The organism is Ferdinandcohnia sp. SAFN-114, from assembly GCF_059415045.1.
In genome coordinates this window covers 15,256-29,352 of the sequence record NZ_JBPFDQ010000036.1, presented here as the reverse complement: position 1 = coordinate 29,352, position 14,097 = coordinate 15,256, and the positions used below count along the sequence as shown (strand labels likewise).

The following is a 14,097-nucleotide window of genomic DNA, read 5'->3' as shown; positions in this document are numbered from 1 at the left end:
AACCCCAATAAATCAAGGTTATTCTAAACTTCTACAAAATTTACATTTGGACACTTAACTTTACCAAAGTTTTGTGTCACACATAATTCTTATAGTTTTAAAGCAACTATGCACTTATGATGTGCACTAATTTTGGGACACTTAAAAATATTATCCAATAAAAAGCTTTTCACTTTACAACTAATAAAATTATAATTTTTCACTTTCACTCTCACACATTAAATGTGTCTGCTCCATTATTAACTTTGTTGCTTCTTCCCTTTTATCTTTGGGGTATCCGTGCTCTTTTAGAATTTTTTTAACAGCCAGTCTCATTTTCGCCTGCACATTCTTTCTAATTGACCAGTCCACACTTAAGTTGTTTTTTATTTTCAGAACTATCTCCCTAGACATTTGTTCTAGTTCTTCCTTTGGAATTTCACCACAAGCATCTGTATCTGAAGTTAAGGCATCATAAAAGGCTAGTTCCTCTAGACTCAACCCTGAAGCTTCCCCAGCTGCTTCGGCTTTTTTCATTTCTTTAGCTAATTCCAATAGCTCTATTATAATCTTTGTAGTCTCTATTGTACGGTTTTGGTATTTTCTTATTGATGAGTCTAGTAATTCGGAAAATTTCCTAGCCTTTGTTAAATTTCTCCTTGCATATGATTTAATGCTTCCTTTAATTAATCTATTTAGAAGCTCTAATGCAACATTTTTTTGAGGGAGATTTTTTACCTCATCTAAAAACTCATCTGACAAAATTGATATATTGGGCTTATCTAGCCCTATTGATTCAAATAAATCTATAACCTTATCAGATGTAAGTGATTTAGAAATTAACTGATTTATTTCTATATCTAATTGGCTATTGGTTTTCTTCTTTTCATTAGTTCCTAATATTTTTATTATTCCTGATTTTACAGCTTTATGGAAACCCACTTCTATGTTATTAGTAATTGCTATTTCCGTTGTAGAGCATAAAGAATATGCTCTAGCTAATTCAGTAACATGATTAAGGTAATCTTTCTTCCTATCTTTATCTAAACCCATTATAAAATCCATGGTTTCAACAATTTGTTTCATTTTTTCACTTGATTTGCTATTAAAAAATTTACTATAGTCATGGCCATGTAAAATTTCTCTTACTATAGTTAATTTTTCAAGAAATACATTTGCAGCAACGTTGGTGTCAACACCAGTTTGTCTCTTATCACTCTCAGTATATTGAGATAGAGCACTTTTTAGGTTGTCTGCAATTCCGATATAATCAACAATTAGTCCTCCCTGCTTATCCTTAAAGACTCTATTGACCCTAGCTATTGCTTGCATTAGATTATGGCCACTCATCGGCTTGTCTATATACATTGTATTCATACTTGGAACATCAAAACCTGTAAGCCACATATCTCGGACAATGATAATCTGCAGCTCATCATTAGTGTCTTTAAACCTCTTCGCTAAATCATCTCTTTGCTTTTTCGTTCCAGAATGGACATGCCAACTCTTAGGATCAGAAGATTTCCCTGTCATTACAACCTTTATTTTCCCTTTTGAAACATCTTTATCATGCCATTCTGGTCTTAAACTTGTTATTGCGTTATACATATCAACACAAATCCTTCTTGACATGCAGACTATCATTACTTTACCTGGTCCAGATGTTTGAGCAATCTGCCTGTTTTCGAAATGTTCAACTATATCTTTTGCAATAAGGTTAACTCTCTTTTCTGCCCCAACAATTGCTTCTAGTCTAGACCATTTACTCTTTAGATGTTCTCTCTGAGTTTCTTCTTGATTTTCTGTAATTTCATCATAACTTTCATCAATGTTAGGCTTTTCATTTTCAGAAAGTTCGATTTTGGCAATCCTGCTTTCATAGTATATTTTTACAGTTGTACCGTCTTCTACTGCCCTAGTCATATCATATATATCAATGTAGTCACCAAAAACAGCTTGAGTATTTTTATCTGTTGTCTCTATAGGAGTACCAGTAAATCCAATATATGAAGCATTAGGTAGAGCATCTCTCATATACTTTGCATAACCAAATTTAATATGTGCATCGGTTAGTCCTTTATTTTTTATCACCTCTGCAGAAAAACCATATTGACTTCTATGAGCTTCATCACACATAACAATTACATTTCTTCTATTTGTTAAAATAGGCATGGACTCTTCGGCATCATCTGGCACAAATTTTTGGATGGTTGTGAAAATTACTCCCCCAGAACTCCTACCATTTAGTAGAGTTCTCAATTCAGCTCTATCTCCAGCCTGTTTAGGCTCACACCTTAATAGTTGTTGTGACCTATCAAAAGTTTTAAATAATTGGTCATCTAGATCGTTCCGATCTGTTATTACAACTATAGTTGGATTTTTTAATTCATCGTTTATTACAAGTTTTCCTGAATAGAAAACCATTGAAAAGGACTTACCAGATCCTTGTGTATGCCAGATAACTCCGATTCTTTTATTACCTTCAGTTGAAGATGCCTTTATAGTATTATCTATGGCCTTATTAACAGCATAGTACTGGTGATATCCCGCCAGTATTTTATAAGTATTTTCTCCATCTGAATCATACATTATAAAACTCTTAATAATATCAAGAAACCTACCTTTGTCCAACATTCCTCTTAATAAAACCTCTAATTCGGGTATTGATGATGGAGCAATATTGTTACCATCTATTGTTTTCCATGCTTTATACCACTCAGTATTAGCTGTTAACGAACCGGCCTGTGCGTTTATACCATCTGAGATAATATTAAAAGCATTGTAAACAAATAATGAAGGAATTGTTTCTTTATAGGTTTCTATCTGGTTAAAAGCATCACCAATATCTACGTCTTCATCAGAAGAACTCTTTAATTCTATAACTACAAGAGGGACTCCGTTTACAAAAACTATTAAGTCGGGTCTCTTTTCAATTCCGTTTTCTATAATAGTGAATTGACTAACTATCGCCCAATCATTGTAATCTGGATTATCCCAGTCAAAAATATTTACTTGCTTAGTCATATAACTTCCATCAGACTGTTTAACACTAACATCTATTCCATCAGTTATCATCTTATGGAACTCTAAATTATTATCCAGTAAAGTGATTTTTTGTGGTATTAATATCTTTCTAATTGCCTCATCAATAGCATAATCAGGTATTTCTGGATTAATGTCCTCTAAAGAGTTCCTTAGCCTTCCTTTTAATACCACATCAGCATAGGAATCTCTTTCTTGAAAGTCTCCATCAGGTGCAATATCTGGACCATATATTCTTTCATAACCAAGTTCTTCAAACCACTCTAGGCTAGCTTCTTCTAGGTCTGATTCTATAAAGTTATCTAAGCTCATACAGCTCTATTCTCCTTTTCAGTTGGAATAGTAATAGATATTTCTCCATTTACTAATTTAGGCAATAAAGAGTTTTTACAACCTTCAAGTTCAAAGTTTTCTTCACTGTATTTTTCCATCAACTCGAAAACCGGGTTGATTAAGCTGCTGAACTTCATCATAATGTCTTCTGTAGGTACAATGATTTCAAGACCTGTTATATCCCCTGTATTAACGTATTTTTGAACACTTCCCAATGCGTTAGCTTTTAATTTATTTAAACATTTCTCACTATTTAGATAGCTATAAAGAAAGTTTACATTTATTCCATCATTAGCTCTTATTCTTCCAACCCTTTGATTTAGTATATATGGAGTATCCTTGGTTATCTTCCCAACCTTCCCGAGTAAATCCATTGTTTGTTTCCTATCAGTCATGATTATTACTAAATCATTCTTTTTAACATGGTATTTTTGCATTTTTTTCTGGTCGTAAATATCTTCTGAAATATACTTATCAGTACTTGTTTCTATAAAGTTCCCAAATATATCGACATTACCTAAATCAATTACTTTTATTCCCTCGTTTGAATAACCAACCTTATAAAATGCATAACCATTCTGGAATTCAGAAACGTCCTCTAACTTCTTTTGTGCCCACTCTTTTGGTATCTCTATAGAATTTACTTCTTTCATTTCGCCACCAGATGATCTGTATGGTTTGCCTTCTCTATTAGGAAATTCAAAGTCAATAAACCATTGCTTAAAGTAAGATTGTGATAATTCATTTAACCGTTTATTAATTTCATTGTTGACGGTTATTTTATTTTCAAATGCCCTAATTGATTCGATAATATTTTTCTGCTCATCTAAAGAAATCTTTGGAATCTGTTTACTCATTAATACACTTTTATCAATACCTTGTCCTTCCCTAGCCCCTGGTTTAATTACATTTAAGAAATAGGCAGGGTTTGCAAGCATATATAACTTTAGATACAAGGGATTTATTTTGTCCTTATTAATAGAAAATACGTTATAAGCTCCACTAACAGAGCCTATCTCATCTTCCATAACTCCCCAATTTAGTATTTTTCGACTCATACCAAAAACTAAATCACCTTTATAGATTAATTTGTTCTTGGAATTTGATTTCGATAAAGTCTTCTCAAACTTTTCAGAACGGGGAAAAATCCCTTCATTTGTGACAGAATAAACCGGTACATCCATATCACCTTGTTTTTCTGTTCTTGGTGATAGAATTTCTGAGTATAGCCAAAATGATTTCTCATCAATTTTCATCTAGCTCTACCCCTTCCAAAATCGCTAAGATTTTACTTTCTAAATTATGGGATTCTAAAAAGAGCGACTCTAATTCATCTTTAATTCTAGTAATCTTTACACTGAAATTTTCTTCATCCTCTTCAATTATATCTTCCATTTCAATATATCTACCTGTAGTTAACACATAATTTTTCTCAATTATCTCATCAATAGTTACTTCTCTACAAAAACCATGTTTATCCTCATAGTTGTTATTAACTTTCCAATTATGGTATGTGTCAGAAATAACCTTAACTGCGTCATCCGTAAGTTCAGTTACAGTTCTTGCACTAGGTGATTGACTTCCCATATCAGTTAAATTCATAAATAGAACTTTATCTTTTCTTTTCTTCTTATCCTTGGAAACAATCCAAACACATGCTGGTATCTGCGTATTATAAAATAGCTTTGGGGGTAAGGTCATAATACAATCGACTAAACCCTCATCTACTATTGCCTTCCTAATTTTCCCTTGGTCTCCGTCAGCGCTTAGAGTTCCATTTGCCATTACAAATGCTGCTGTACCTTTAGGAGAAAGTTTGCTAATTATATGCTGAATCCAAGCAAAATTGGCGTTGCTAGAAGGAGGTGTCCCATACTTCCATCTAACATCTTCCGTATTTAAGGAATAGTCTTTCATGTTAAACGGAGGATTAGCCAAGATGAAGTCCGCTTTTAAATTTTTGTGTAGGTCATTAGCAAAAGTGTCTGCATCACGTTTACCTAAATCTCCGTCTATTCCCCTTAACGCAAGGTTCATTTTGGCTAACTTCCAGGTTGTTCCTGTATACTCTTGACCATAGATATGGATATTATCCTTCCTTCCTGCATGTTCTTCAACAAAACGTGCAGACTGGACGAACATTCCACCACTTCCACAACAAGGGTCATAAACTCTACCTTTAAATGGTTCAATCATATTAACCATTAACTTTACAACTCCACTTGGTGTGTAGAATGATCCTGAATTTTTCCCTTCTGCTAAACCAAAATTACCTAAGAAATATTCATATATTCTTCCAAGTAAGTCTTGCTCTTGATTTTTTTTACCACCAATTTTAAATGAGAATAGGTCAATTAATTCTCCTAATTTAACCTTATCTAACTCCGGTCTCGCATAGTTCTTTGGAAGCACACCTTTTAAAGTATCATTTTCTTTTTCTATTTCTACCATTGCTTCATCAATAATAACGCCAATAGTTGGTTTTTTTGCATTATCAACAAGGTAACTCCATCTTGAAGACTCTGGAACAAAAAAGATATTTTCTGCAATATATTCATCTCTATCTTCTGGATCATCGCCATTTTCTACCAGTTGGTTATATTTTTCTTGAAATGAATCAGAAACATATTTTAGAAAGATTAAACCTAGAACTGTATGTTTATATTCCGATGGGTCCAAATTACCTCTTAACTTATTCGCCATAGCCCACAGATGTGTTTCGATGTCCTTAAAGGTTTCAATCACCATTTTTTTCTCCCCTTTATCTCATTAAAAGAATATATATAATTATTAAATTTTATTTCTAAATATTAGTCCTTTATGGTTAATATTTTAACATACTATAGACATTTTAACCTAAAAAATAACATATATATCCAGCAGATAATAATTCTATTTTGTTATATAAAACCGGCTAAATTTTTTCTAATCAATTAACAAATTCTATCCCTTCTGCATTGATCAGGACATCGTAATATAACAATTAATTAAAACTTTGGATGGATACTAATTTAAATCCTCTTTTCCCAACTGATTAATAAGTAATGCAAAATAGACTGACATAAGGCCAGTCTATTTTTAATTTCATAATACTTTTTGACGAAAAAATAATGTAATCAACACTAAAAACAAAATAGATGTATGAAAATAGGAGGCAAACTTATTACAAAAGCTTTTTAAAGTTCCAAATTTTTTTGGCTATACTAGCAAGCTGTTCACTCCTATTTTCAATTTCCTCAAACGTCCATCTCTTATATTGACAAATATCTTTCGATAGGGAAATTACTGATCTTTCATATTTCTTTTTCTTCTCGTTGAAAGGACTATTACTTGCTGTAATATTTAACTCGCTACCTAATAAAGTCAAATTCCCTATCCTATTTACATATAATGAGTATTCAGATACTCTTGGACCTAGTTCATTCTTCCAATCACTTTCAATATCACCTGCTCTCTTTCTAATTAGTTCTCTTGGCATAATATGTTCTATATGAACATCCGTTCTAGTACTAATCATTTTTTCTTTGGTGTTATTTGTTAATTCATTTTCAATCATTTCTAGTATGTACTTCGTTTGTGCCGACCTTGTAAAATCTCGACTTTGAAAATTAAGGTAGAACTCTGTATCACTTGGAGTTCGCTTCCTTAAATACTCTATGATATAACTTACAGGACTATCTTGTTTAAATGCCTCAAGTGCTAAATGATTATAAATTCTATCAATATCCCTAGTTGATATATTACAAATACTGCGTCTCAAGGTGAATATTTCTGTTGCTTCAAGGACTTTAAGTAAGTCCTCTTTTTGTAGGCCTTCAGATAGGCATTTTAAAAGCAAAGTATAACTTGTTGTTGCCTCTATTCGAACAATGGTGTTTAATTTTATATCAACCTCTTTTATTCCTAAACTACCGTTGAATAACTTTACATAAAGTTCTGATTTTGCCCAAATATCCTCGATAAGGTTTATTACCTTATCTGTATTGTCAATAAGCTTTTGATACCTTGGATATAACTTTGGTATTGGGACTATACCTGGTTCTATTGAAAATAAGTAGTGCCTAAAAAACCTTACCTTATCATGTCTTACAGACTCAATTTCTTCTATGTTCTCAATTATGCTATCCCAAATTTCGATACACTCTTCTACCATTACATCGTTGGTCGATATTTTACTTAGAAGATAATTCTTTATTAAGTCCACTGATGAAAGTGATAGACCACGAGTATTTAATGTCTCAAACAGCCTAAATGCATCATAGTATGAATCTGTGACCATTAAGACTAAATCAAGAGAATCAAGTAAACGTGCATAGACAATTTGCCAATTTAGATAGCTATTTTGAAGCTTGTCTTTAAAAAATTTATAAGCTTCTACTAATTTTTCATTCTTAGCCTCCTCTAGATTAACTTTGTTGTCAACTAAACGTTTAAAAACTTTATTATCCTTCCTTCCCAAAATCAGCTTTGCCTCGGTTTCATCGATAGTTGAGCTTTTTAAAAAGTAATTGTTAATATAGGCAGCTCGATCCTTATCCATTTCTTCTGCTATATCACGAATAGCAGTCAACAATAGCAATATGGTTGTTATTCGTTGTTGGCCATCAACTACTTCAAAATAACTAAATCCCTTTTGACGCTCTTGACTAATAGTTATAACAGAACCGAGAAAATGCGTTTCTTCACCCTCGAGTCTAATTAAATCCTCCCATAAATCATTCCACTGGTCTTTCCCCCAGTTATAAGGACGCTGATATAGAGGAATTCGGTAAACCTCATTTACGCTTCCAAGTAATTTGCCTATGCTTAACCTTTTTGTATCTATAGACACTAATTTCACCTCATAAGATGGAACATATTCTTTGATACAACAAGTTATATGCAAATATGCATTTTTTTAAACAAAAAATTTATATTTTTTAAACAAATAATGCAAATATGCATTTTGAAATATTTTTTATACCCTTTTTGCTATGCTAATTGAACAAATGTAATAATTTATCATATTAATAAAATGAGGGTTTGAAATGGATGATATTGGAAGTAAGTTGAGAAGTATTAGGAAGGAAAAGGGGCTATCCAGTTATCAGCTTGAATATATATCCGGTATTAGTCAATCTAATATAAGCAGAATTGAAAGTAATGAGATATCTCCTACTATTGACACTTTGCTAAAACTTTGTAACGGACTAGAAATATCTATTATAGAAATATTTGAACAAAATGATTTAACTGCCCTTCTTAAAACTGCCAAGCAATTATCTCCAGAGCAAATTGAAAAGGTTAATGAAATGCTTAAATCATTTATAAATTGAAATTAATATATTAGTGAAAATAGAGGCTATCTCGATATTCGAGATAGCCTCTGTTTTCACTAATCTTGTTATATCAAGAGTTTTGATCATCAAATAAAATTGATTACTAAACTGATGTTTGTAACTCTCAGGAAATATAATTTCAATCAAAACTACATCCCATAACCGGACTTCTTCCAAGTACATGTTAATGTAGTTAATAAATGGATATTTACTTGCACTTATGAAAAATAAAACCACTGTCTTTTTAAAACAGTGGTTAACAATCAATAATTAATTATATTTTTTTGAAGGATCTATTGCTTTAAAAGTCCAATAACCGTTTCCGTGGTCAATAATTTCTTTATTATCGCGAAAATCAGTTGTTCCTTTTCTTTTACGTCTTTCTGAGATTGATTCATTAGCAAAGGGATTGCCAAGTTGTTGCCTTCTCATTTGTTGGTTTTTAATTCTCATGACAATCACACTCCTTTACAGCACTTATTAGTTATTTAATAAGAAGAAATCATTTTTGCTATTTCTTTAAAAGCTTCGTTTATATCTTTATATTTTTCCTTGTTCCATGCATTCACAGTTTGCTTTTTACCAGTGGAAATACTCTCGGATTCTCCACTAGAAGACCATACTCCCTTTTTATTACAAATTAAGATAATTCGTTTAATTGTCTTTTCCTCATTTATAGTCCAAACGTGGGTTCGATTAGACTTATCATAATTATATACCCAATCTAAATTTTTGTCAATTTTACCCAAATCATTAATCATATCTAAAATATTTTTATACCGTTTTGTATCATTAACTTCTAAAGCACAATTGATTATTTTTATAAGCTGTTTTGGAATATGAGGTAAATATCCCGAACGATCAGGAAAAGTACCATTTGCTATCGCCTCAGCACGTTGTTCTTTAGTTTGCAGCTTTTTTCTCCATTGATAATGAAAGCCTTCATTTCCATTACACATTCGATATAATGTTAAACCGCATTGGTATACATCGCTTTGAAAATCTAAATCTTCACCTGTATTATATTCTGGTGGCGTATGGGAGGAATAAAGTTCACTTTCAGGTGTAGCTAAACCGTATTGATCAATGTATTTAGCTAAACCAAAGTCAGTTAATAAAGCAACATTAGAATTGTTTATTAAAATGTTTGTAGGCTTTATATCGAAGTGGATTAATCCCTTTGTATGTATGTAATGTATTCCACCCATGAACTGTAAAGAATAATTTATTATTTCTCTAACAGTTAAAAAACGCTGTTCTATCATAGTATTTAGTGATCCATTGGGATAGAAAGGCATTGAAAAATATATATTATTTTCGTCTTCACAAGCATAATTTACTTCAACTATATTTGGATGTTTGGAACTATATAGGTTACGTGCTTCTGCATAATATTTGTCTTGCTCAGTAAATTTGTTTTTTGGTATCTCTTTAATGACTATATTGGCATCTAACTGGATATCCTTTGCAAGGAATACTTTAGAATTTCTTCCTTCTTGTTCTCCAATTTGCTGAATTTTCTCAAAGGTGAGTCTTGTTTCTACTCTCATATTATACCCCTCATATATTCAAGGCTGCTAACGAAAAAAGTATGCCTTCTTTTTCTTCCTTTTTGAATTTGTTCCACCCTTCAACTTCAAAACCACTTAATGGTTCTTTTGAAGAAAGGGAAACTGTTATTTCAGTTTGTTTTTTCCCAAGAAGTTTAGCCAAACTACTAATTGTGCCACAGTAATATTTATCCACTGTTGAGTTAGCAAACATTTCTTGTACTACCCCTTCAATGTTCATCCTGAAAGTATCTTTAGTTTTGGAGTTACCTTCTATTATTCGAATACCACCTATCGTTATATCATATTCAGCTATAATAGAAATTAAAGTTGTACGAATAAATGTTAAAGCAGAAGGAATATCTAATGCTACCGGTATTACTAAAGTATCCACAACAAGTATATTAAGATTATCTTGAGCATCGCGCTCAGCAATAGTGTAAAAAATGGTTTTGGGTGAGACTCTTATTCCTATTGACCGTACTATTATAAACCTCTCCTTGATATCATTTGCAATTATTCCTTTATTTGTAATATAACATTACTAATATATCAATCTTTTACTATTTGTCAATTGCTAATAGCTCTATATTATATTTAGATTTCTTAATGTTAAGATTATTTGTTTCTTATTTACATTCTTGGAAGAGCAAGGTGAATATAACTTTCCTATAAAGTGTGATAAATGTAAGCAAAAGTGATGTTTTATACAGATTTCCGTTTTAATTTTCAGTATATTATGGATATAAGTGATTACAAAATTAGGAGGATGGTTTTAATGTTCCATTTAGAGTTCGTTAACTGTTTTACCCAAGAGGTACTGCGGCATGCTGAGTATGAGGACAAAGACAAGGAATATGTCAATGAGATGTTGGGTACTCTTAGAAGTGCTAAGGAGGATATGATCATATTTGATAATGCTATGAATCCTTCTACTGCACGTTATTTAACACATGTAATAGTTCGTGAAAATGACGTAAAGACTTTTAGGGTATTATTCAAGGTTAGACAGTCTAATAAAGTAGTGAGATCATAGCAGGGGTTGTCCAACCTTTAAATATAATTTAGATAGCAGATGGCATTCAAGCTTATAACCTTCCACCCTGTTATCCCCTTCTAACTTAAACCGAATTCTTTTCCAGTAGTGGTTAATGTGATCAAGTGCCCACTAGTTCCTTATTATTATCCCTTCTTTGTGTCCTTCCTAGTGGGTTACAGTAGTGCTTCAATGATTGTTCCTTGGTAATTTTCTTTATGTGTCCTTCTATTCCTTTGTTACCGTCCGATTTACAATCATTAAGAATTAAATATTCATGATAAAACCCTCATTTTTACCTATGAAGAATAAAGAAAATTGAGGTGTTTTAAAAACTGAAAAAGTACACTTTTTCGAACTAACTCTTGTGGGTGATAAGAAAAGCTTTCCTAAAAGAGAAGGCTTTTCTTCAACTAAATCAATTGATTCTCTTGCTCCTGGATCAAGTAAAGCAATCTGAATGTTTAAGTATATTCCTTGACAAAGATACCCTTCATCTTTGCTTTGCAATCTCTTACTTTAATAACAAACCCCTTTCCCTTAGATAATGTGCTTTTAAAAAGTGGAAACAAAAAAGTCGTCAAATGACGACTTTTTAAAACTTATTCGCTCATATACTCAGCACTTACAGCGATACCAGCTAATCCTGTCCAAACTGTTTCCGTTACAACAGATATAAGGAATTTCGCGTTTAGAAGACTAGGTAATTTTTTCATAGACATCTCTCCCGTCAAAATTTTTATGCTGATAATTCTTAATACAATTGCTAACAGGAGTAAGATTATAGCTACTGGTATAGATGGGGCTGCAGTTACACTCGTAAGTGCTCAGCATACGAACTATTTAACTATAATAATTATACCACGAATATTCAGAAAAGTCAATGTTGGTCAAATATCACTTTACAAAAATGTATTTATGTAAAAACATTTTTAGGGATGGGACTATATAAATTTATTATGCTTCTTCAATTTAACTGCCCCGTTTGTTCAATAAGGAATTCAACAAAAAGGGTGGTTAATCATTCTTGGATCAACGCACCCTTTAGTTCCACAGGAGGTTTAAGAATCAAAATGATTAATCTCTTTGCTATCCACTAATGGTGGTTTAACTATTCCATGAAGTATGATTCCTTTTTCTTTAAAATAACTAAAAAATTCATGTTGGTTAGCAAACTGTGGTAATCCGTATATTTCCTGCTTGTTCATTTCTGATGTAAACACCATTATTTCTCCATTTTTAAGAGGCAGCTTATATGTATTAGCCATATCTCAATCCCCCTTCAATACATGATTAAATTATATATAAAAGAGATTACTTTGCGGCATGTTGTTTATTAAAGCACCCTATAGTTTAAGTGAGATACTTCACAAAATTAACAGAAATATGATGTCGTTTTAATGCGCAAAATATTAGTACTGTACAGCAAAATAACTTTGTTAGTTGTTCTTCTTTTACAGCTAACTTTTCTATTTTACGATATGACTTACATTCCTGCACGAGGTCCCTCTCATTCAAACAAATTGCCATTTTCATTAAAATCAAACGAATATGAATCGGAAGCGATCGTGAGTTCTTTTGTATTTTCTATATGTTCCATATAGGCTACAGACATTTCAATTTCATCCAATTCGAGTGTGTTTTTAATTCGCACAATCTTTGCATTGGTAGGGTCAACCCGATTACATGTTTTTAAAGCTATAACAATTGCTTCCTTGTCATTATTCATGAGTACTGGTAGTTTTGCTGGGTCTAAGATTGTTGCAGTTATTGAATTCGTATACATCGTTCCAAGGTCGATCTTACTAACGCATTTTGTGGTAGATATATCACTCATCCCAATTCCAGCACCGTTACCATGCGACTGTTTTGTTATATCTAGTACAACAATCTTTTTAATATCAGGCACGTCAAACCCTTCTTTTAACATTGATCCTGGGCGACCTGTTACATTTGGATCCATTCCTTCACCGCTAATGTTTTTGCCTATTTCATCAACAATTAAGACATCTATCTCACTTACTTTAATTCTTGCTATGTTTTCCTTCGCAAGCTTTAGTAAATCCTTTTCTCTTTCCAGAATATACTCAACGTGTATAGCTTCAATTCGCATAATATCATCGTAGGCATTCTCAACAATAGCCAATCCAAATAATACAGGGGCACCTTTTAAAAAGACTTGTGCTGCACGCGGAAGGAGGGTATGAAAGGTATCAAACCCTTGTTTATGTAGACTTGTAGCTCCAGCATGTTTACCGAGACCGATGACCATCATTTTCACTAATCCACTTTCATAATCACCTTTAAAATCCGCATGCGGCTTTACTTTGTTTATCACAACAATGCCATCTGATTGAAAGGCATTTTTATCACAATATACAGGAATACCTTCATCAAGCACACCAACCTGCACCGTCTCCATAGATGAAACAATAGGAACCTCCATACTTTCTTCTGTTATGTTGTAGTTCTCTAAAAAATGTTTCTGACCCTCGGCCGTTGCTCCTCCATGACTTCCCATTGCTGGTACGATGAACGGTTCGGCACCAGCTGCTTTTAATTCATCAAGCACCTTTTTTGTGATTTTATCGATATCCTTTATCCCTCTACTTCCCGCTGTGACGGCAATTCTTTTTCCTTTTACATTTTCAAGTACCTTCTTCTCAGCCAGCTCTTTAGAGAGATGTGACTCAATATCATTAATTTTTTCACCGTTAAACTCTTGATGAACCTTTATCATATTTGGTAGTTTAATATCAAAACCACCCTCAACTGTTACATTAACTTTTCCGAAGTCCACTTTCATTCACCTTCTTTGGGGAATTTAGTTTACATGTAC

The 14,097-nt window shown here is 32.5% G+C and carries 12 protein-coding genes; 2 read left to right on the top strand and 10 right to left on the bottom strand.

Going from position 1 to position 14,097, the window contains the following annotated elements; all coding sequences use genetic code 11:
- Nucleotides 1-189: 189 nt before the first annotated feature.
- The 4 genes from ACR65M_RS13070 to ACR65M_RS13055 form a co-directional block, all read right to left on the bottom strand.
- Nucleotides 190-3,333, bottom strand: a complete 3,144-nt coding sequence (locus ACR65M_RS13070; protein WP_440273518.1) for a type I restriction endonuclease subunit R — start codon at nt 3,331-3,333, stop codon at nt 190-192.
- Complete coding sequence (locus tag ACR65M_RS13065; RefSeq protein ID WP_440273517.1) at nt 3,330-4,610, bottom strand: restriction endonuclease subunit S; 1,281 nt, start codon at nt 4,608-4,610, stop codon at nt 3,330-3,332. The genes ACR65M_RS13070 and ACR65M_RS13065 overlap by 4 nt, the downstream gene beginning before the upstream one ends.
- Nucleotides 4,600-6,102, bottom strand: a complete 1,503-nt coding sequence (locus tag ACR65M_RS13060) for a type I restriction-modification system subunit M (protein WP_440273516.1) — start codon at nt 6,100-6,102, stop codon at nt 4,600-4,602. The genes ACR65M_RS13065 and ACR65M_RS13060 overlap by 11 nt, the downstream gene beginning before the upstream one ends.
- 415 nt (nt 6,103-6,517) lie before the next feature.
- Nucleotides 6,518-8,185 carry a DUF262 domain-containing protein gene (locus ACR65M_RS13055; RefSeq protein ID WP_440273515.1) on the bottom strand — a complete coding sequence of 556 codons (1,668 nt, stop codon included), beginning with the start codon at nt 8,183-8,185 and terminating at the stop codon, nt 6,518-6,520.
- A gap of 196 nt (nt 8,186-8,381) precedes the next feature.
- On the opposite strand from ACR65M_RS13055, the gene ACR65M_RS13050 reads away from it, so the two are divergent.
- Nucleotides 8,382-8,669, top strand: coding sequence for a helix-turn-helix domain-containing protein (locus ACR65M_RS13050; RefSeq protein ID WP_440273514.1), 288 nt, complete (start codon nt 8,382-8,384; stop codon nt 8,667-8,669).
- Nucleotides 8,670-8,942: 273 nt separating this feature from the next.
- Here the strand turns inward: ACR65M_RS13050 and ACR65M_RS13045 are convergent, their stop codons facing one another.
- From ACR65M_RS13045 to ACR65M_RS13035, 3 genes are read right to left on the bottom strand one after another with little or no spacing between them, the layout of a single operon-like run.
- Entirely contained in the window at nt 8,943-9,125 is a 183-nt protein-coding gene (locus ACR65M_RS13045; RefSeq protein ID WP_440273513.1) for a hypothetical protein, read from the bottom strand.
- Nucleotides 9,126-9,160: 35 nt separating this feature from the next.
- Nucleotides 9,161-10,222 (bottom strand): serine/threonine-protein kinase, encoded by a 1,062-nt coding sequence (locus tag ACR65M_RS13040; protein ID WP_440273512.1) that lies wholly within the window; start codon nt 10,220-10,222, stop codon nt 9,161-9,163.
- Between the two features lie 10 nt (nt 10,223-10,232).
- Nucleotides 10,233-10,616 (bottom strand): hypothetical protein, encoded by a 384-nt coding sequence (locus tag ACR65M_RS13035; RefSeq protein WP_440273511.1) that lies wholly within the window; start codon nt 10,614-10,616, stop codon nt 10,233-10,235.
- Nucleotides 10,617-11,000: 384 nt separating this feature from the next.
- On the opposite strand from ACR65M_RS13035, the gene ACR65M_RS13030 reads away from it, so the two are divergent.
- On the top strand, nt 11,001-11,258 hold the full coding sequence (locus ACR65M_RS13030; RefSeq protein ID WP_440273510.1) for a hypothetical protein: 258 nt from the start codon (nt 11,001-11,003) through the stop codon (nt 11,256-11,258).
- Nucleotides 11,259-11,525: 267 nt separating this feature from the next.
- Here the strand turns inward: ACR65M_RS13030 and ACR65M_RS13025 are convergent, their stop codons facing one another.
- The 3 genes from ACR65M_RS13025 to ACR65M_RS13015 all read right to left on the bottom strand — a co-directional run bounded on the left by ACR65M_RS13025 (nt 11,526) and on the right by ACR65M_RS13015 (nt 14,058).
- Nucleotides 11,526-11,768: a hypothetical protein gene (locus tag ACR65M_RS13025; RefSeq protein ID WP_440273509.1), complete on the bottom strand. Its 243-nt coding sequence runs from the start codon at nt 11,766-11,768 to the stop codon at nt 11,526-11,528.
- A gap of 551 nt (nt 11,769-12,319) precedes the next feature.
- Nucleotides 12,320-12,526 carry a hypothetical protein gene (locus ACR65M_RS13020; protein ID WP_440273508.1) on the bottom strand — a complete coding sequence of 69 codons (207 nt, stop codon included), beginning with the start codon at nt 12,524-12,526 and terminating at the stop codon, nt 12,320-12,322.
- Nucleotides 12,527-12,768: 242 nt separating this feature from the next.
- The gene (locus ACR65M_RS13015; protein ID WP_440273507.1) at nt 12,769-14,058 is read right to left on the bottom strand and encodes a nickel pincer cofactor-dependent isomerase, group 22; all 1,290 of its coding nucleotides are present in this window, start codon (nt 14,056-14,058) and stop codon (nt 12,769-12,771) included.
- Nucleotides 14,059-14,097 lie beyond the last annotated feature (39 nt).